Origin of the sequence: Bacillus sp. FJAT-25509, assembly GCF_001420605.1 — a bacterium.
Taxonomy (GTDB): domain Bacteria; phylum Bacillota; class Bacilli; order Bacillales; family Bacillaceae_G; genus Gottfriedia.
In genome coordinates this window covers 238,841-258,324 of record NZ_LJIZ01000026.1, presented here as the reverse complement: position 1 = coordinate 258,324, position 19,484 = coordinate 238,841, and the positions used below count along the sequence as shown (strand labels likewise).

Sequence of the window (19,484 nt, the reverse complement as noted above, 5' to 3'; positions counted from 1 at the left end):
ACAAGTTTAATTGAAAAATACAAACTGTCTATTAAATAGTATTAGACTAAAATTTGCAACATGTATTGGAGAAAATTACACTATTTGAATATTTATAAAAGTTTTATAATAAATATACATGATTAAACATTCTTAAAACTTTATATAATTCGCACTTATAAATTGCGTTCTACTGAAGGAGATACAATATGTACCACACACATGAAAGATTTGACAATCGATTTAACGATATGATCTACACAAACACATATCCAAACGATATTTTGGATACAAAACCTCCAAAAAAACGATGATGAACAAGAATACAGCAATTAGATTAATCATTCGAACAGAATGCGATTACTAATAAATGATTTCATATTGAAAGTAAAAAAATGCACCGACCAGTAAATGGTCAGTGCATTTTTTCATTTGCTTGCACATACATATGACATTTGTACAGTTCAAGTGGAGCCGTTTGTTTTAACATGCTAAACAACTTGAACTAATGCATTTCATTTGATTAATAGTCACTCACTGCTGAAAAAAGTCACTTAAAAAGTGGTCTTTTAATCACGCATTGCCCCTGCCTCACGTGAAGTCATTGCTCCCTGTCCATGGCTTACATCACTTTGAATTTGCTGTTTTACCTTTTGAGGATTCGTTCCTGATTTCATATTAGTTCCCATATTCCCTTTACCTTGTGTATTCTGTGGCATAAAATCCCTCCTAAGATTATTCTTAACAATTATATTATTTACAATAAAAATCGTTATATCCTGTGAATCTGAGCAAAAAAATCGTTCCTTTATTTAACAGGTATTAAAAAATTAAACAATAAAATAGTTTGACTATTCAGATTTAACATTCTATAATCATATTAAACTAACTACCGGTAGTTAATAACCGGAATAACAAATTAGGAGATGATTTTTGTGAAATATCCACTTTCACCTGATGTAAAACCTGAGTTTTGTACAACTGGAACATTTATGCGACTTCCTTCTGCAAGAGAAAATGCGAAATTAGCAATCGTTGGCATGCCTTTTGATACTGCAGCTTCATTTCGTGTTGGTGCACGATTTGCTCCTCAAGCAATCCGACAAGCATCTATGACTTTATTCCCATATCATCCAATTCATAAGGTATATCCATTTGACGACAGCAATGCGATCGATATTGGAGATGTATCAGTGATCCCACATAATATCCATCGAAGCTATAAACTAATGGAAGACGCAATGTTTGAATTAATGGATGGTAATATTATCCCAATTGGTTTAGGTGGTGACCACTCAATTACTTTAGCAAACCTACGAGCTGCGGCTAAAAAACATGGTCCAGTTGCGATGATTCACTTTGATTCGCATACTGACACTTGGGATACATATTACGATGAAAAATATTGGCATGGATCACCTTTTATCCGAGCTCACGAAGAAGGACTTCTAATCCCAAATAAGGTTTTCCAAATAGGTATACGAGGCACATTAAATCATCCTGGAGATATAGATGCTAGCCATGAGCTTGGCTACAATGTTATTACTACTCCTGAAATTTATGAACGTGGTTTTGAATCTATTTTAAAAGAAATGAAAGAAGTTATTGGAGATACACCGTGTTTCTTAACTTTTGATATTGATTTTGTCGACCCATCTTGTGCACCAGGAACTGGGACACTTGAAGTTGGTGGATACAATAGTATGGAAACATTAAAAATGATTCGCTCATTAACTGATTTCAATTTTATTGGTTTTGATGTCGTTGAAGTACTCCCATCCTATGACCCAACTCAAATCACATCACTACTAGCTGCAACGCTAGTTCATGAATTTGCTAGTTTAGCTACATTGCAAATTAATAAAGTAAACTCAAAGTAATTTAAAAAGCTCTGTTTTTTAGACAGAGCTTTTTTCGAAGGCTTGAAGGTAGTATAGTTCATTATTTTGCTTTTTTACTACCTCATAAACCCTTTATGAGGTAGTATAGTTCAGCTTTTTCTCTTTTTACTTCCTCATGAACACTCTATGAGGAAGTATAAATCAGTTTTTTCTCTTTTTACTTCCTCATGAACACTTTATGAGGAAGTATAAATCAGTTTTTTCTCTTTTTACTTCCTCATGACACCTTTATGAGGTAGTATAAATCAGTTTTTTCTCTTTTTACTTCCTCATGAACACTCTATGAGTAACTTATTTTCAGTTTTTTGCTTTTATACTTCCTCATGAACACTCTATGAGGAAGTATAAATCACCTTTTTTTCTTTATACTTCCTCATGTACCCTTTATGAGGAAGTATAAATCACCTTTTTCACTTTTTACTTCCTCATGAAAACTCTATAAGGAAGTATAAATCAGCTTTTTGCCTTTTTACTTACTCATGACACCTTTATGCACCACTCCATGTACTTAAACAACATGAACAACGCTCTATCTCCTAAAACAAAGCTTTTTTGCAATAAATATAAACAATATTTAGACTTCACAAAGATTCCAGTTTATAATCTAGCTAACAAGAGTTAGTTTCGGAGGATGAAGATGACAAAGGATAAGATTATTGCAGCAGCACTTGCCTTATTTTCTAAAAATGGCTATGAAGGTACAAGTTTAACTGAAATTGCAAAAGCAGTTGGGATTCAAAAACCATCTATTTATAACCATTTTAAAAGTAAAGAAGAAATCTTTCTTACCATTTATGAGAATAGTTTATGGCTTCATGTGAAAAAAGTAGACGAGCTGATGGGAGAAATTCGTGAATTGTCAGCAAAGGAACAACTATACCAAATTCTAAACGTAACATTTGAATACTATATTGAGTTCGAGGAGCAATCTACTTTCGTGAACCGCGCTGTCTTTTTTTCTCCAGAACCATTAAAGGAACAATTACATACTCAGTTCATGGAATCGGAAGAAGCAATGTCAACTATTTTAAGATCAGTGATTGATAAGGGAATTAAAAGTGGAGAAATTCGAACAGGCAATGTAGAAGATTTTGTTATGTCTTATTACTGCTTAATTGATGGCATCTTTATTGAACTATCTTATTATGGAGCTGAAAAGATGAAGCCAAGGATTTCAAATATTTGGAGGAATTTTTGGTACGGTTTTAAAAATGAATAAAAAAAGGCGTTCGATTTTTCGAATGCCTTTTTCACTATTTTTACTGATTAGAAGTTAAATCAGATTTGAATTGATGAACAATCTCTGGTGATGCTGGTGCAGCAGGCTTGTAATACCCTTTTTGAAGCGCATAATTGTACAATGTACGTTGACGTGCTTCGTCCTGATTGCGTAATTGAATTAATGTTTGTCTTAAGTCAGAGTTTGCTGACTCATTAATAAAACCTGCATAAGCCGTTAAACTAGCGTTTAGTCCCTCTAAATAATCATTAACCATATCTTTATCTTGAAACATAATAAAATCTCCTTATCCTAAAAAGTTTAAAAGCTTTTGCTTAGATTCCATTGCTGATTGTGCATCTCTTTCTAAAAGAGCTTTAAATTCAGGATCAGAACATTGCTGAGCATATGCCTCTAATTTATTTGCGATTGTACTATGTCCTCCGATAATATGACGAAGGTTTTCTAACTCAAGTTCTGTTAATGAATTGTTCATTACTTAATTTCTCCTTTCGAACAAAAAGTTGTATAATTCTGCCTGCGCTTCTGCCCTTATCTGATTTTGATTAAATTTAAATATTGATCGACAAGGTTTTTCAACAGTCCACACATTGACATTATTAATTTTCCAAAATCCTGTAAAAAAATACGTAAAAAAAGCTCAATCTATCCGAAGCATAGATTGAGCTTTAAACTACTTGTCAGATTTAATTATTAGTCTCTGCTGAAATCAGCTTCTTCTAATTTAACCTTCTTCGTTTTCATAATTACTTTATAGCCGAGGTATCCAAGAATAAATAATGGTAGTCCAATATAAGAAACTGCAATACCATACCAGTCAATTTTTTCTCCAGTAAATGCTCCATAATTCGTTCCAAGCATTGCAACTAAACATAAAACTGTTGCTAAAATTGGACCTAGTGGGAACCATTTTGCTAAATAAGGTAGATCCTTTAACTTTCTTCCTTGGGCAATATACGCTTTACGGAAGCGGTAATGCGTGATTGAAATACCTAACCAAGAAATATAACCAGCTAAACCAGCTGCATTTAATAACCAAGAGTATACTGTACCATCACCAAATAATGAAGTTAAAAAGCAAAGTGCACCAATTAGAGTCGTCGCAATTAATGCACTAACTGGAACTCCACCTTTGTTTACTTTTCTTAAGAACTTTGGTGCTTTTCCTTCTTCAGCTAATACCCATAGTACACGAGAACCAACGTATAAACTTGAATTACCCGCTGATAAAACTGAAGTTAATATAACTGTATTCATTGCAGCAGCCGCAAAAGCAAGTCCTGCATGTTTAAAAACTAAAGTAAATGGACTGATCGCAACACTATCAACGTCTCCACCTAATAAGTTTGGATCTGTATAGCTTATTAAACAGCCGATAACGAAAATCGCTAATACGTAGAATAATAAAATACGCCAAAAGATTTGCTTGATTGCTTTTGGAATATTCTTTTCAGGATTTTCACTTTCCCCTGCAGTTACTCCAACCATTTCAGTTCCTTGGAAAGCAAAACCTACAATCATAAATACACTAAAGATCGATAAGAGACCACCTTTAAATGGTGCTTCCCCTTTTGTAAAATTGTCAAAACCACCAGTGTGCCCCTTCATAATACCGAAAATCATTAATAATCCAATTACAATGAAAATGATAATTGTAGCTACTTTAATAATTGAAAACCAAAATTCAGATTCTCCATATCCTTTTACAGACAGTACATTTAAACCAAAAATTAAAACAAGGAATATAGAACTCCATACAATACCTGGAGTATGTGGGAACCAATATTTCATAATTAAAGCCGAAGCTGATAATTCTAAAGCAAGGATGATGGCATTGTTATACCAATAATTCCAACCAACAGCAAAACCAAGAGCTGGGTCGACAAATCTTGAAGTATATGTGCTAAAAGAACCCGAAACCGGAATTAAAGTTGCCATTTCTGCTAAGCTAGTCATTAGGAAATAAACCATAATACCAGCAATTAAATATGCAGCTAGAGCCCCACCAGGCCCTGCATCATGTATTGTTGCTCCACTCGCTAAAAATAGACCAGTACCAATCGTACCACCCATAGCGATCATTGTTAAATGTCTCGTTTTTAGTTTTCTTTCTAAATGCTCTTTTTTAGGCGTGTTACTTTGAATAGTGAAATCAGTTTTACGATTTGTATTTTGCATGAATACACCTCTTTATTTTAAATTGAAATTCCCCTAAATACGAAAAAGGCTGATCAAATCTTTAAATTGCTCACATTCCAATCGATCCATTGGCATTGTCATTTCGTACAAAATTACAAATCACAGACTAAGTTACCTATTTTAATACTAAGCCTGGAAACTGAGCGATGTAAAGATGAAAATCCTCCCTTCTGAATTTAACAAAGGAACAAATCTTATACCCTCAATGCTGATAGCGTTTTCATTTTTTTTGCTTTCATCATCGAAATGTACTTAATTAAAATTATCATAATATGACGAAAAATAGAAGGAGTTTTTTCATTGTTTAGATAATTTAGAGTTATTTAAGAATAGTTAAATTTTCAAAAATCGTATATTTATTTGAAACAATAAATATATATTAAGTCCTAGTTTAACATTCTTCAACTATTAATTTTTAGATTGGAAAATATTATATAATGAAAGCGCTTTGTTATGGTTTAAAATTATTTTTCCTTATTTATTAAAGCTCTAGACTTGTAAGCAGTCCCAATAAAAGTATCTGTATATAGGAAAATCATCACTCTTTTTTAGGTGAAATGTCCTGTTTTTTTATCTTTCATTTCATCGACTCTATACAAAAAAATGAATAAAACCAGCTCGGAAATTTTCTGAATTTTTAAAACGTAAAATTCAAAAAAAACATTCTTCATATCTCCAAAAGAATGTTTTTTCCACCTAATTTTATTTTCTTATGGGGTAACGATATTAACCCACAGATTAAAATGATCAAATAAATTTACCATCTCTTTAAATTTCTCTTTATTCCCAGTAATGCTTAGCTTCCCATTTGCAATTGCCTTATTTACATCGAGTTTCCCGTACATAATTAAATAAAAAGTTACTTTATCTACAAATAATGTGGCATCAGGACTTGGAGCAGTTAAACCATCACTATAATTAAAAACGGCGTCCTTTATTTCAAATGTGTAATTTGTTTTCAGATCAGTAAAATTCACGTTAAATGTAAAACGCTTATTCTCTGCTTTTGGACCATTAAGCGTGATCGAAATATAATCAAAAAAATCTTTTACGCTCATGTTTAAGATCGATTGTTGGTCTACAGTACTTAATGATTGTGAATCATCTATCTTCATAATACCTTTTCTCAATTCCTGTGCACCCGTCAAATAAACATTTCTCCAGGATGCAGATTCGGCCCTGTATCCTAATTGCTCGTAAGATTTAGCTAGTAAGTTCTTAGCCTCTTTGTTATTCGGATTTGCCATGACTACGTTTTTCAAAACTTGAGCAACAAAGCGATATTCACCTTTCTCAAAATCTAGTTTTGCGAGCTTCAAAACCTTCTTTTCTCCACCCATGTATTGAACATATTTCCTTCCAGTCTCTACTTGTGGGAGTGGATCTAAATCAGAGGGATTACCATTAAAATATCCTAAATAATAGTTGTAAACTGCTTTAGCATTTTGCTTCAAATCACCATAATATCCTCGATTTGCCCAATATTTATCAAGACTACTAGGTAATTTTATTTGCTCAGCTATTTCATCTGCAGTGTAACCTTGGTTGGCTAGGCGAATTGTTTGGTCATGAATATACTTATATAAATCTCGTTGCTTTGTAAGATGCTCTATTACACGAACCTTCCCCCATAACGGCCAGCTGTGTGCTGTAATTAATGTGTCGATTTCTTCTTTACCAAATAACTTAATTGTATCATCCAAAGCTTTTACCCACTCAGAAGCATCTCGTGTCTTTGCTCCTCTTAAGGTATAAAAATTATGCATAGTATGACCCGTATTTTCAGCCACTACTAAAGTTTTGTAATCTTTTATGTAATAATGCATTTCTGATGGTGCTTCAGTATTTAACGTTAATAAAAACTTAAACTTAACTCCATCTATTTCCATCGTTTGTACTTTATCTTTTATTTCAATTGTCGGTGGCAGAAAGCTGATTGTACCGGTACTAATTCTAGGACCAATCCCATTTGTTACATATCCTTTTTTATTTACGGGTAAAAGATTTCCGAACATATACCCCGCTCTTCTTGACATGATATTACCTAAAAGGATATTCTCACTTACTACTTCCTTAGAAAAGTTTAATGGTGCAATAATTGGTACCTTTTCTGGATTGATCGCGTATTGTACAATTCCTTTTACCCCTCCAAAATGATCAGCATGACTATGACTAATAACTATTGCACTAACTAACTTTTTAGGGCGATACTCATAATATAATTCCATTGCTGCTTTAGCAGTTTCAATTGTTGATAATGTATCCAATATAATTAAACCTGTTTTACCTTCTACAATTGTCATTACAGATACATCTTGCCCACGAATTTGATATACCCCATCGACTACTTTATAAAGTCCAGGAGTATTTAATAATTGAGCTTGTCTCCATAAAGATGGATTTACTGTTAAGGGTGCAGTCCCTTCATTAATAATTGAATATTGATTGCGATCCCAAATAACAGCACCTTTTGAATTTTTTAATTGATCTTGCATTAATGGTGCGATGAACCCCTTATGAGCATCATTAAAATCTTGTTTATCATTGAAATTTAATTCACTATAAATTTTTTCATTTGCTTTAATTGTATCTTTAGTAGGAGGCATGGCTTGAGAAAATACGTTTTGAGGAAAGGGGGTAATAAAAAAAATCGTTATTATTAGTAAAAATGATAAACCTTTTGTTTCAAACATGATTCTACTCCTTCTAGTCATCAACATATAGAATTGGAACAAAAAGCAACATTAGTTCTTCAATACGTTACTCTTTGTTCCAATTTATTTTTTATGAGGATATGTATGTTTACTATTAATAATCTTCCTTAAATCTCCTCTAATTAGAGCATCTTTCATTTCTTTTGAGTTAAATGGAATAAACGGTGCTAAATATGGAACCCCCATTGATCTAATTGATGCCATATAAGCGATCAAAATAATTAATCCGATGAAAATCCCTTTTAACCCAAAGAAAAATCCTAAAAATAAAAAAACTAATCTTAACGCCATAACCGATCCATACAGTCCTCCTGCAGCAATTGCAATACTAGAAAGGAAATTAATTCCTACTATTATTAACGTCGCAGAATGAATCAGTTTTGCAGTGACTGAAGTTTGTCCAACTACAATAGCCCCTATGAGTGAAACAATAATGACAGTCGATTTAGGAATTCTCAACGATGCTTCAGTAAGTAACTGGAAAATAATCATGACAAATAATATCTCAACGATAATAGGTATCATAGTATCTGACTTTGCGAAAAACACCTTTGCAAATTTATGCGGTACCCAGTCATGATGAAAACGGACCACTGTTTCATAAAGGCCCAATAAAATAATTGAAAATAACCAGCTAAACAAACGTAAAAACCTGAATCCATATCTTCCTGATTTAGTATTATATTCATCCGGTTGATGAAAATAATGAAGAAAAAGACAAGGAACGATAAGACTATAAGGAATACCATTTACTAAAATCGCAACACGCCCCTCATATAATGCTGACACAGTGACATCTGGACGTTCACACGTAAAAACGGTTGGAAAGAATGTTTTTTTCCCTTCTAAAGCGTCTTCAATTACTCTAGCTTCTAATAAATAGGTCACATCTATATTTTTTATTCTTGACCTTGTTTCATCTAATATGTTTTTGTCAACAAATCCGTCCATATAAATAATCGAAACATCTGTTTTTACTTCGTTGCCTACCTCTAGATTTTCAATACTTAACTTATTTGACGGTATAATATTACGGAGAAGATTGATATTAACTTTTAACTGTTCATTAAATCCTATTAACGAGCCTTTCAATGATCTTTGAGTATCAGGCTCATTGATTGACCGCATTTGCCAATCAGCAGTATCTGCTAAAATTCCTTCTTCATAACCATCAACTAATATAAGTGTCTTTCCTTTCGATAGTCCAAACAAAATCTCTTCATAGGCTATTACCTTCATCACATCAGCAATCGAAAGATGACGGGTGATAAAAGCGTCAATACTGTCGAATTTAATAATTCTTAGCAAAGGCGTAAGAATATTATCTTGAATAGATTGTGTATTCGTTATCCCATCAATATACAAAATTGCAGCATCACGAATGACTTCATCATTTACCGTTAGTAGTCTAACTTTCAAATCAGTACCGTTATTAAACTCTTCTTTTATATAATGAATATTCTTTTCTAAACTTACTACTAAAGTTGACTGTTCCGTGTTATTCACTAAAAAATCTCCTTAAGCATATTTTGGTTTAGTTTGTCCTGCATATTCCAATTTATGTTAATTTGGGTGAAGGTTTCAGTTTCAATTTTGTATTAAAAAATAATCCAGCCTTATTGGAAGGTAAAGTTGTTGAAGTCGACTTACTAAGTTATGAACCTTTAGATGTGACACTTGGTCTTTTACGTTTAAAAAAGAAATTATTATCCCCAGTTGAAAAGCAATTCATTAGATTTATTAAATCGGAAATGAATGAATATGAAGGCTAAGTAAAAAAAAGATGATATCGTCACACGATATCATCTTTTGATTTATTCAGTTGATTCTACTTCTTTCTTCTCATGATCTGTTACGCCCAATACATCTAATAAAAAGATGAAAACTGGTATCCCAATAATAAGACCCCATACGCCAAAAAAACGTTCAGAAAAAACAAGAATTAGAAAAGTATAAAAAACTGGTAAGTTCGTTTTAGCTGATATTAGCTTTGGATTTAAAAAATAAGTTTCAAGTGCATGTAAAACAAGAATCATCAAAATTACATACATGATATGTGTCATTCCACCGATTGTATAGGCAATCGTACAAAGTGGAATTAATGAGATAAACATTCCAGCAACCGGGATTAGTCCAAGCAAGAAGATCAAGAAGCCTAAACCGATAAGCTGTGGAAATCCCATAAATCTTAATGCGATCACCGATAAAATACAATTCACTAATGCAATTAAAAACTGGGCTTCAATTACTTTACCAAAAGAACGTGAAAATCTTTCTCCAAAATAAGCCATCTCATAATAAAAAAGTGATATCTTACTATTCTCAAACTTTTTGGTAAATGCAATAATCCTAGGCTTTTCAAGTAGAAAAAAGAAACTTAGAACTAAAGCAATTAATACTTCAATCCCCCATTGGCTAATATTAGAGGCATACTTATATAAAAAATCTAATCCTTGCTCAGTATAACCTGATATTTCAACCTTTTTAATTGCGGTTACAATATAATTGATGATTTTCTCATCTGGTGGATTCATATAAAAGGTTTTGATTTGTACGATTAGTTGGACAACTTGAGATGTAATAACAGGTAAATAATTATAGATCCCTACGACTAAAGCTGCCACAATAACGATATACAAAGAATAGACAACTACTAACCGATTAACCGGTAAAATCTTGTTTACTCTATTAATAATAAATTTATGTACTCGATCCATTAAATAAGTAAAAATGAAAATTAGTAAGACTAAATTTATTATTTTGCGAGTTAAGATTAGTACTAGAATGATACAAGCCATCATTGCTAGTCGTCTAAACGTACTACTTTGAAAAAATTTTCTGACCTCCATTCCACAACCCCCTTACCTAGATATTATTGTGCCTGAGTAGTATGGAAATCTTAATTTTTATAATAAAAACATAACCACATCCCAAAGGAAGTGGTTCATAAAGTTGCTTCTCTTTTCATTTTTATTTAATAAATTCTTCAATTATGAATTTTCATTTAACAAATTCTTAATGTTGAAAAGCGCCACTTTTTATTTTACCAATTCTAACACTAAAAATAAAGATGCTCCTAAACAATTATGTTTAGCTGCATCTTTTAATTGAACTTTTTGTGTCAATAATTGTTCCCCATCCCTTTTCATTCACACTTGGGCACTGAATGAATACTATAGGCATGAGGGTGTGATTCAATGAATGACTATAAGATTAAAGAAGATCTTCGTATTATCGCTACTCTTCAAAGAGATTTAAATGTCGCCGCTGCAGCATTATTATTAACTGGCCAAATTACGATAATAGGTGTATTTGTAACGTCTGGAGAATTTAGTCTTTCTCTAAGTGGACCCTTATTAGGTAGAGAACGTGTAGAAAGTAAATATGGAGATCAATTTACAAATGCTCTCATTGATGTAATCGATATAATTATTGCTATTTTATTATTAATAGATGAAGTTCGAGTTGTAAGCTCCGTTATAGGACCCGGTAGATTCTCACTAAATGTGAGTGGACCTATTTTTGGTGCGCCAGTTAGCGAACCGACACTTCCTTTTCTAAAAAAAACATATTACTTTTGTAAAAAAATTGTTTCGAAACATTTTGATATTGATCCGAGAATCTTTAGTAAATAAAGGAATGGTGATTATGGCTTTAACAGATATCCCTACTGTAAGACCTACTGATACCCAAGTTTTTCTTATGGCAATTTCCGTCATTTCGTTTATTTTCTTCTTTACACAACGAAAGTCAAGTGATTCAACGACTTCAACGACACAGGTGAGTTAAGAAATCACTGTTCGTCTTTTTCTAACTCATTATTGATTGGTTTTTCCCTATTTTCGATAACTGATAAAACAGCTTCTTCAATTTCTTCATAGCATGTGCATCTACAAATATTAGAAGATAACCATTCTTTCATTGTTTCATATGTTGGATGAGGGTTTTTTATTAAAAGTGAATGACAATTCATGATGAATCCAGGTGTACAATAACCACATTGAAACGCAAAATTTTCAACGAAGGCTTTTTGTATAGGTGAATCTTTTAAACCTTCAATTGTAGTTATTTTTTGTCCGATTGCCTCGATGGCAAGCATAATACATGATTTATACACTGTACCTTCCATAACAACTGAACAGGCTCCACAATCTCCATTTAAGCATCCTGGTTTTGCGCCAGTAAGCCCGAGCTTTGTTCGTAACACATAAAGGAGAGTGTCTACTGGACGAATCTCCACTTGTCGAATTTCGTCATTAACATTTAAAGAAACGGTTAATTTTTTTATTGGAGACTGGTCCATTACCTTCCCTCCATTTCAATCATTATCTCTTCTATTGTGTTTTTTAGTACAAATAGTCGGTACTCTTTTGAGCCTTCAACATCGTCAAGCACTTCTCCTGGAATGAATTGCAATGCTTTTTGAATTCTTTCTTCTATGCTCAAGTTAGTATTATTTAACTCAACTTCCATTTGCTTTGAACGAAACGGAAAAGGGCATAGCCCACTAAAAGCAAAACGCAATTGATTATCTGATTTAATAGATGCGATCGTCAGTAATGGATAACCTGTATCCCATTGCTGACGCTTTTTTATGCTCATATATGGTAGATTGATATACTTCTTTTCCGTTAAAAGTTGGATCAAAAATTGTCCATCTTGGAGTTGAAAGTTTTGGTTGAAGATTTGCTCGATTTGAAAAGCCTCTATTCCATTAAATCCAGCAACAATTACTTGGCTATCACAAAGTAGAAATGGTAAAACTGCTTCCCGGTAAAAAATTTGACCACATAAATTTCCGCCTAAGGTTATTTTATTTCTTGCCGTACGATCAGCTATTTCCATAGATGCTTTAGAGAGTAATGGAAAAAGGTTTTTCTCTTCAATTTCTGTTAGTGAGATTACAGCACCTGATATTAAATAGTCTTCATTAAACTCAAATAATTGGCACTCACTTAGATCTTTAAGATCGATCAGGGCATCTGTTTCAACCAGATTTAACCGACCAAGTGTTATAATTTCTGTACCACCTGCATAATAAATCGGCCTCTTGTTTTTAGCTTTTAAAAAATAAAAAGTCTCCAATGCTTCTTTAATCGTCATTGGTTTATAGTATTCTATATTAGAAGATAACAAACTAGTTCCCACCTTCTTTTACTTTCCATAATAATTCTGGGATAATTGGTAAATTGTTAATGTTTGCCGAAAGCGAAGTAGAAAGACTGTTACCAAGAGCAGCTGGCATTCCTAATAATCCATGTTCCCCTACACCTCTTGCACCAAAAACAGCATCGACTTGTGGCGTTTCAACAAAGGCTACTTCATATTTAGGGTTCTCACCAAACCGAATCGGTCGATAAGTTCGTAATTGAGGATTTAGTACCTTCCCTTTCGCATCGAAATAAAAGGTTTCTCTTGCTGCAAAAGATAAGCCCATACTCATAGCACCTTTAACTTGCCCAGTTGCAGTCTTACTGTTTAGTACTTTGCCAATATCAACAGCTGTAACGGCTTTAAGAATCCTATATTCATATGTTTTTAGATTGACTTCTACTTCTACACCATGTGCACAAACCGTCCACTCTGGTCCAGGTTTTCCAGCGCCAGTTTCTCGATTTAAACGGGTTAAGCCAGTTAAAATATAGTGTCCCCTTCCAATTATTTGTCCTCCTATTGAATTTCCATTTGGAAATGTATAACCGTAAGCAATTTTTTCAATTGGGATATTTGTATCTGGATTACTTCTTAAAAACACTTTTCCATACCCAACTTCTAAATCATCAACAGGAGCACGCAATATAAATGAAGCTAAATCTTTTAATTGCCTCATTAAATCCTCAGCAGCTGCTAACAATGCTCTACCAGCCATGAATGTTCCTCTACTTGCAACTGTTTTCCAATGCTCAGGTGTATTTAGAGTATTGATATTCATTTGAACATGAATGTCGTTTACATCCATTTTCAGGATTTCTGCTAACATTTGAGCAAGAATCGTTTTAGTTCCCTGACCGAGTTCTACAACACCGGACATTAAATTAATACTTCCATCTGCATTGTAGATCAATATTACGCCTGAGCTTGCATTTGGTGTAATAGTAGAGGTCTTCCATGAACAGCTAATTCCTTTAACTCTTACTTTATGATTACCTAAGTCAATAACTTGACCTTCCTGCCAATTAATTAATTCTTTCATTTTTTCAATACATTTTGGGAGATTTCCAACTGTACTAGAATTTAATACAACTTGTGTAGGAGTCGTATCACCTGGTTTAATGGCGTTTCTTTCTCGTAGTTCGATAGGATCCATATTTAATTTTCTAGCAAGAATATCCATTGCTCTCTCAAACGCAAAATGTACTTCTGAATGACTAAACCCTCTAAAAGGTGCTGGGTATGGATGATTCGTATACATGCATAAAGAATCACACCAAATATTTTCAATATTATACGGTCCTGTGCAATCAACTGCTCCTGCCCGTGTTAAGTCAATCGATTTATCTGCATATGCTCCGCCATCCCATAAATAGTGAATTTCTGCAACTTTGAGCATTCCTTCTTTTGTACTTCCCAGTTTTACATTCGCCTCAAGACCAATATGTCCCGGTGATGAAAGCATATCATTTTCACGAGTGTTATATATTTTTACTAATCTACCATTTACAGCTCGTGAAGCAATATAGGCTAAAAGTTCTAACTGGACTGCTCCTTTTCCACCATACCCCCCACCTACAAAAGGAGTGTTTACAATAACTTTTCCGGGTTTAACTCCAAAATAATCTCCAATCAAATCCTTAACCATAAATGGGCATTGTGAAGAAGTTGTAATCTCAATTGAGCCATCATGATGGATTTGAGCAAATGAACATCTTGTCTCCATTGCAACATGGTCAGATGATCTAAATGCAAAATTCTCATCAATCATTACTTCGCTCTCTCTCCAACCTTTGTTAAAATCTCCTTTACGAATTTTAATCCTAGTAGCAATATTCGTACCTGGCTCTGGATAAACACCTTCAGTTATTTTATACTCTCCTAGTTTTGGATGTATAAGTGGTGCATCTTGTTTAAGTGCTTCTGTTGGAGAATTTACAACTGGAAGTATTTCATATTGTACTTTTACTAAATTAGCAGCTTGATTTGCTTCATAAAGGGTGTCCGCTACAACGATTGCCACTACTTCACCAAAAAATCGAACACGGTCAAAAGCGATTGGATAGCGGTCAAGTATTCCTTCTCCTACTAAAGGTAGATTCTCACCAAATATGATTTTTCTTACACCTTGTACTTTTAGAGCATCGGTAGCATCTATACTTTTAATCATCGCATGAGCGTATGGACTTGTTACTAATTGAGCGTGAAGCATATCATTTGTCTGAAAGTCGTCTGTATATTTAGCATATCCCGTAACTTTTTCAAAAGACTCTTTTCGGGGTATCCCTTTTCCAATTATATGCATCGTGTTTTCTAAACCCCTTTCGAAAAAAACGTTTAACATAAATTTCTTTTATATGAGATACTATAAAAATTTATGTTTTGAAAACAAAAAAAATGCCCAGATAGGAGAATCAGGCCATTTATAACTCATAATCAAAACTAAAATTGAGATTTTTTCTTTATTTTAAGTATGTGACCTATTTTTTTCCTAAGAAGTATTTCCATACATATCCAATTTCACAAAGGGAATAATACTTATATTCTTAGCGGAGTTTTTAAGGAGTTGATTTAAATGGAAGTAAACGAAAAAACCTCCATGCTTGAAGAAGTACAAAGCGCATTTCAATCTAGTTCAGATTTTAAATATAAAAAATATTCAATCGAGGAAGTAACTCTACATTTATGTTATTTAGACACTTTGATTGATTCAGAAGTAATTCAAACACATATACTAGAACGGATTTTTTCAAAAAATAACTCAGATCGAATTGTAACAACTATATTGGATACTGAAGATGCGTATACACTTGATGAGTGTATTCAGTTTATTCTTTCTGGTAACGTCATTGTTTTTAATGATAATAATAGGAGTAAAGCGAAGTCATATTCTGCACTTTCTGATAATAGCGATCGTTCAATATCAGAATCAATTTCCGAAACAGTAATATTAGGACCCCATGACAGTTTTGTTGAGAGTCTTCAAACCAACTCAACTTTAATTCGAAAAAGATTACGTACGAAAGAATTAATCATCAAAAATATAACAATTGGTAAAAAATATCCTGTGACGCTTTCCATTTTTTATTTAAACGATATTACTCCAAAATCAATGATTGAAACAATTGAACAGAAAATAAAAAAGCTAGAGACAAGTGGAAAAGTTGAACCTGTACAAATGATCGGAACTGTACATATTCAAAATATGATAGAAGAATATCCCTCTTCTCCATTTCCACAAGTGATGTTCACTGAAAGACCTGATCGTACAGTTCGTCATTTATTAACAGGAAAACCTGCAATTATACTCGATAATGACCCTAGTGCATTATTATTTCCTTATGATATTTATGGTTATTTCCGTAGTGCAGACGATTTTAATTTTAGATGGCTTTTTGGTATATTTTTTTATTGTTTAAGAATATTCGCATTTTGGCTTGCAGTAACATTACCTTCAATTTATATAGCAGTTACAAATTATCATTCGAATATCTTACCTACTTCTATTTTTTATACATTAAAATTATCAATTGAAAATGTACCACTTCCACCTATAGTCGAAGCTTTTTCAATGATTATTATTTTAGAGTTATTGAAAGAAGCAGCTCTGAGACTTCCAAATCCTGTTGGTGCAACTATTGGTACTGTTGGGGCTATTGTAATTGGGACAGCTATAGTACAAACAAATTTAATCTCAAACTCTATGGTTGTTGTAATCTCAATTACTGCCGTTTCCTCATTTGCACTACCATCAAAAGAAATGTCTATCGCCTCAAGAGTAATGGGCATACCTCTTTTAATCCTTGCAGCAATTTTTGGATTTATTGGTATTAGTCTTGGTATTTTTATGATGCTTGCTCATCTATCCAAAATTAGAGCGTTTAGTTATCGATATGTAGAGAATCCAGGTTTCTCCGAATTTGTTTTATTAAAAAATAGAAAGGGAAAAGAAACATGATCAATAATAAACACCTATTTTATTTAATTATATTTTCACAATTCGGCGTTGCCATTACTAACCTCCCAAATAATATTTATAAAAAAGCGGGGCACGATGGTTGGATTTCGACACTTATTGGTGGTGTAATCGTTCAAATTATACTATTTCTTTATTATAGTTTGTATAAAAAATTTCCAAATAAAAGTTTTACAGACTATACAAAAATAATTACGAATCCATTCATTGGAACTTGTATTAATATTAGCTATTTCATCTATTTTTTGTATGTAGTGATCTTAATATCTACTAGATTTTCTGATATTATCAAGATTTGGATTTTTCCAAAAAGCCCTGCTTGGCTTATTCTCATTTTATTTTTATTTACAGCCTATATTGTCGCGAAAAATGACATCTTAACAATCGCTAGAACGTATGTACTTTGCACATTTATCTTTCTGATATTTATTTTATTTCTACTAGTTTCTTATAAAAATGTTCATATAGGTAGAATATTACCTATTGGTCAATCTCCAATTACAAAGATCAGCTCTGGTGCATATTCATCCTTTATTGAAATGTTAGGCTTTGAAATCTTTTTATTTTTACCGCCATTTTTTCAAAATACAAAAAAAAAATTATTCACTTTATCTATCGCAAATTTTTTTACAACATTAATGTATACCTTTATTCTTTTCACGTCCTATATCAAATTAAGCAATAAAGAAAATAGTTACATCATTGACCCCATACTTTATATATTTAAAACTTATCAGTCAAAAATGATCGATAGTCTAGATACATTGTTTTTAAGCCTATGGATCATTGTAATTTGTGCAACAGTAATTAACTATATTTATATCGTTAGTGAAGATGTACATAAGGGTCTATCTTTAATCGTAAAAAATAGAAAAAGTATATTACTTTTCATCATCTTAATCATATTTGCTTTTTATCCTTTAATTTCTTTACAGGTAATCAAAAGAGAAGCACTTGCGAATTTTGGCACTTATTTAGATCCCATCTTTATTATCATCATTCCATTTCTTCTATTCTTAATTAATAAAGTTAGGGGGCTAATAAACTGATGAGTAAATCTTATAAAATTATTAGTTTATGTTCCATTCTTTTATTAGCTACAGGTTGTTGGGATACTAGAGCAATTACTGAAAAGACATTAGTTAATGGGATTAGTTTTGATTTAGATCAAGATAAAAAAATTGAGGTCAATGCGCTAATACTTGATATTATCGGTAAGGGAGCTGGCGTATTCGATTTCCAGAGTGAAACTGTTGATTCTAAAGGCATCTCAGTTTCTCAAGCTTCAATGCATTTACAATCATTTTTACCTGGAGATATAACGACATCCAAAACTAAAATTTTATTATTTGGTGAAGATTTCGCGAAAACAAAAATTACTCATATTATAAGTACTTTTAGAAGGAGAACGTTATCAAATCTAAATGTATCTGTTGCAATAACAAATAAACAACCTGCAAAAAACGTTTTAAAATTAAAAACAGTCGGAACTAAACCGTTATCGGTAATATTGAGTCAAACTATAAAAAATGCTGAATTCACTTCAATCGCTCAACAAATACAGCTTTTTAATATTTTTACATATACTTCCGAAGAAGGTATAGACTTTACAATACCAGTAGTAGATGTAACACCAGCCGATCGAGTAGAAGTTACTGGCGCAGGTTTAATGCATAATGGTAGCTATACTGGACGTTTCGTTTCTTCTGAACATTCTCCGCTTCTTCTAATGATGATGGGTGAATACGGCTCTACAGGTAATTTTATTACAAAGCTTTCTAAAAAATATGAACCGCCATACAATATACTTGCTTATAATATTATTCGACCTAAAAATAAATTAACAGTTTCGACCTCTAAAGATAAAATAGAGGTCAATTTAACAGTTAAAGTTAATGTATCGATAGATGGAATATCTACAATGAAATTTTTAGGCGAGGATGAAATGTGGTCAGTTATTAATAAAGATCTAAATAAAAGAGCTCAAGAAGTTATTAAAGATATTCAACTTGCTAATAGTGATGTACTAGGGATTGGTCGATATTTAAAAGAACATCACCCAGAAAAATGGCGAAAACTTAATTGGGAAAAAGAATATCCAACAATTAAAATCAAACCTAAGGTAGTCGTAACCATATTAGACACAGGTGCAATTGGTAAAGAAACTCAGTTTGAAGAATAATATAATAAAGAAAACTCGCCGATTGGGGAGTTTTTAGGCGAAGACAGAGGTGTAATTGCATTTATAATTAATTCCTAAAATTGAAAACTATTCGAGTTTACTTCTCCGTTGCCAATTTATACACTCTTAATGTGTAAAAAGA

Annotated in this window: 17 protein-coding genes; 7 read left to right on the top strand and 10 right to left on the bottom strand. The window is 32.6% G+C overall.

All coding sequences use genetic code 11. The features are described from left to right. Positions 1-548 precede the first annotated feature (548 nt). The gene (locus AN960_RS24815; protein WP_172795432.1) at positions 549-698 is read right to left on the bottom strand and encodes a hypothetical protein; all 150 of its coding nucleotides are present in this window, start codon (positions 696-698) and stop codon (positions 549-551) included. A gap of 216 nt (positions 699-914) precedes the next feature. On the opposite strand from AN960_RS24815, the gene speB reads away from it, so the two are divergent. Further along, positions 915-1,859, top strand: coding sequence for an agmatinase (gene speB / locus AN960_RS17275; RefSeq protein ID WP_056473927.1), 945 nt, complete (start codon positions 915-917; stop codon positions 1,857-1,859). Positions 1,860-2,517: 658 nt separating this feature from the next. Beyond that, a complete protein-coding gene (locus tag AN960_RS17270) occupies positions 2,518-3,099 on the top strand; it encodes a TetR/AcrR family transcriptional regulator (protein WP_056473925.1) in 582 nt (193 codons plus the stop codon). 40 nt (positions 3,100-3,139) lie between these two features. On the opposite strand, the gene AN960_RS17265 is transcribed toward AN960_RS17270, so the two are convergent. The 6 genes from AN960_RS17265 to AN960_RS17235 all read right to left on the bottom strand — a co-directional run bounded on the left by AN960_RS17265 (position 3,140) and on the right by AN960_RS17235 (position 10,882). Then, complete coding sequence (locus AN960_RS17265) at positions 3,140-3,394, bottom strand: spore coat protein (RefSeq protein ID WP_056473924.1); 255 nt, start codon at positions 3,392-3,394, stop codon at positions 3,140-3,142. A gap of 12 nt (positions 3,395-3,406) precedes the next feature. After that, entirely contained in the window at positions 3,407-3,595 is a 189-nt protein-coding gene (locus AN960_RS17260; protein WP_056473922.1) for a hypothetical protein, read from the bottom strand. A gap of 218 nt (positions 3,596-3,813) precedes the next feature. Beyond that, the gene (locus tag AN960_RS17255; RefSeq protein WP_082459557.1) at positions 3,814-5,298 is read right to left on the bottom strand and encodes an amino acid permease; all 1,485 of its coding nucleotides are present in this window, start codon (positions 5,296-5,298) and stop codon (positions 3,814-3,816) included. Between the two features lie 731 nt (positions 5,299-6,029). Then, positions 6,030-8,012 (bottom strand): alkyl/aryl-sulfatase, encoded by a 1,983-nt coding sequence (locus AN960_RS17250; RefSeq protein WP_056473920.1) that lies wholly within the window; start codon positions 8,010-8,012, stop codon positions 6,030-6,032. 84 nt (positions 8,013-8,096) lie between these two features. After that, complete coding sequence (locus tag AN960_RS17245) at positions 8,097-9,539, bottom strand: spore germination protein (protein ID WP_056473918.1); 1,443 nt, start codon at positions 9,537-9,539, stop codon at positions 8,097-8,099. A gap of 308 nt (positions 9,540-9,847) precedes the next feature. Next, positions 9,848-10,882: an AI-2E family transporter gene (locus AN960_RS17235; RefSeq protein ID WP_056473914.1), complete on the bottom strand. Its 1,035-nt coding sequence runs from the start codon at positions 10,880-10,882 to the stop codon at positions 9,848-9,850. A 348-nt stretch (positions 10,883-11,230) separates the two neighbouring features. On the opposite strand from AN960_RS17235, the gene AN960_RS17230 reads away from it, so the two are divergent. Beyond that, positions 11,231-11,668 (top strand): hypothetical protein, encoded by a 438-nt coding sequence (locus AN960_RS17230; protein ID WP_056473913.1) that lies wholly within the window; start codon positions 11,231-11,233, stop codon positions 11,666-11,668. Positions 11,669-11,681: 13 nt separating this feature from the next. Then, positions 11,682-11,822 (top strand): hypothetical protein, encoded by a 141-nt coding sequence (locus AN960_RS24810; protein ID WP_172795431.1) that lies wholly within the window; start codon positions 11,682-11,684, stop codon positions 11,820-11,822. A gap of 4 nt (positions 11,823-11,826) precedes the next feature. On the opposite strand, the gene AN960_RS17225 is transcribed toward AN960_RS24810, so the two are convergent. From AN960_RS17225 to AN960_RS17215, 3 genes are read right to left on the bottom strand one after another with little or no spacing between them, the layout of a single operon-like run. Next, positions 11,827-12,336, bottom strand: coding sequence for a (2Fe-2S)-binding protein (locus tag AN960_RS17225; protein WP_056473911.1), 510 nt, complete (start codon positions 12,334-12,336; stop codon positions 11,827-11,829). Further along, positions 12,336-13,169, bottom strand: a complete 834-nt coding sequence (locus AN960_RS17220) for an FAD binding domain-containing protein (RefSeq protein ID WP_056473908.1) — start codon at positions 13,167-13,169, stop codon at positions 12,336-12,338. The genes AN960_RS17225 and AN960_RS17220 overlap by 1 nt, the downstream gene beginning before the upstream one ends. Position 13,170: 1 nt before the next feature. Further along, entirely contained in the window at positions 13,171-15,489 is a 2,319-nt protein-coding gene (locus tag AN960_RS17215; RefSeq protein WP_056473907.1) for a xanthine dehydrogenase family protein molybdopterin-binding subunit, read from the bottom strand. A gap of 270 nt (positions 15,490-15,759) precedes the next feature. On the opposite strand from AN960_RS17215, the gene AN960_RS17210 reads away from it, so the two are divergent. Genes AN960_RS17210 through AN960_RS17200 form a run of 3 tightly spaced genes read left to right on the top strand, consistent with a single transcriptional unit; the run spans position 15,760 to position 19,342 of the window. Next, positions 15,760-17,142: a spore germination protein gene (locus tag AN960_RS17210; protein WP_056473905.1), complete on the top strand. Its 1,383-nt coding sequence runs from the start codon at positions 15,760-15,762 to the stop codon at positions 17,140-17,142. Continuing rightward, positions 17,139-18,209 (top strand): GerAB/ArcD/ProY family transporter, encoded by a 1,071-nt coding sequence (locus AN960_RS17205; protein WP_056473904.1) that lies wholly within the window; start codon positions 17,139-17,141, stop codon positions 18,207-18,209. Before AN960_RS17210 ends, AN960_RS17205 begins: the two co-directional genes overlap by 4 nt. After that, positions 18,209-19,342 (top strand): Ger(x)C family spore germination protein, encoded by a 1,134-nt coding sequence (locus AN960_RS17200; protein WP_056473902.1) that lies wholly within the window; start codon positions 18,209-18,211, stop codon positions 19,340-19,342. Before AN960_RS17205 ends, AN960_RS17200 begins: the two co-directional genes overlap by 1 nt. Positions 19,343-19,484 lie beyond the last annotated feature (142 nt).

Coding starts and splice junctions, on each gene's coding strand:
- AN960_RS24815 (WP_172795432.1), bottom strand. CDS start 698: ATGCCACAGAATACACAAGGTAAAGGGAATATGGGAACTAATATGAAA.
- AN960_RS17270 (WP_056473925.1), top strand. CDS start 2,518: ATGACAAAGGATAAGATTATTGCAGCAGCACTTGCCTTATTTTCTAAA.
- AN960_RS17265 (WP_056473924.1), bottom strand. CDS start 3,394: ATGTTTCAAGATAAAGATATGGTTAATGATTATTTAGAGGGACTAAAC.
- AN960_RS17260 (WP_056473922.1), bottom strand. CDS start 3,595: ATGAACAATTCATTAACAGAACTTGAGTTAGAAAACCTTCGTCATATT.
- AN960_RS17255 (WP_082459557.1), bottom strand. CDS start 5,298: ATGCAAAATACAAATCGTAAAACTGATTTCACTATTCAAAGTAACACG.
- AN960_RS17250 (WP_056473920.1), bottom strand. CDS start 8,012: ATGTTTGAAACAAAAGGTTTATCATTTTTACTAATAATAACGATTTTT.
- AN960_RS17235 (WP_056473914.1), bottom strand. CDS start 10,882: ATGGAGGTCAGAAAATTTTTTCAAAGTAGTACGTTTAGACGACTAGCA.
- AN960_RS17230 (WP_056473913.1), top strand. CDS start 11,231: ATGAATGACTATAAGATTAAAGAAGATCTTCGTATTATCGCTACTCTT.
- AN960_RS24810 (WP_172795431.1), top strand. CDS start 11,682: ATGGCTTTAACAGATATCCCTACTGTAAGACCTACTGATACCCAAGTT.
- AN960_RS17225 (WP_056473911.1), bottom strand. CDS start 12,336: ATGGACCAGTCTCCAATAAAAAAATTAACCGTTTCTTTAAATGTTAAT.
- AN960_RS17215 (WP_056473907.1), bottom strand. CDS start 15,489: ATGCATATAATTGGAAAAGGGATACCCCGAAAAGAGTCTTTTGAAAAA.
- AN960_RS17210 (WP_056473905.1), top strand. CDS start 15,760: ATGGAAGTAAACGAAAAAACCTCCATGCTTGAAGAAGTACAAAGCGCA.
- AN960_RS17205 (WP_056473904.1), top strand. CDS start 17,139: ATGATCAATAATAAACACCTATTTTATTTAATTATATTTTCACAATTC.
- AN960_RS17200 (WP_056473902.1), top strand. CDS start 18,209: ATGAGTAAATCTTATAAAATTATTAGTTTATGTTCCATTCTTTTATTA.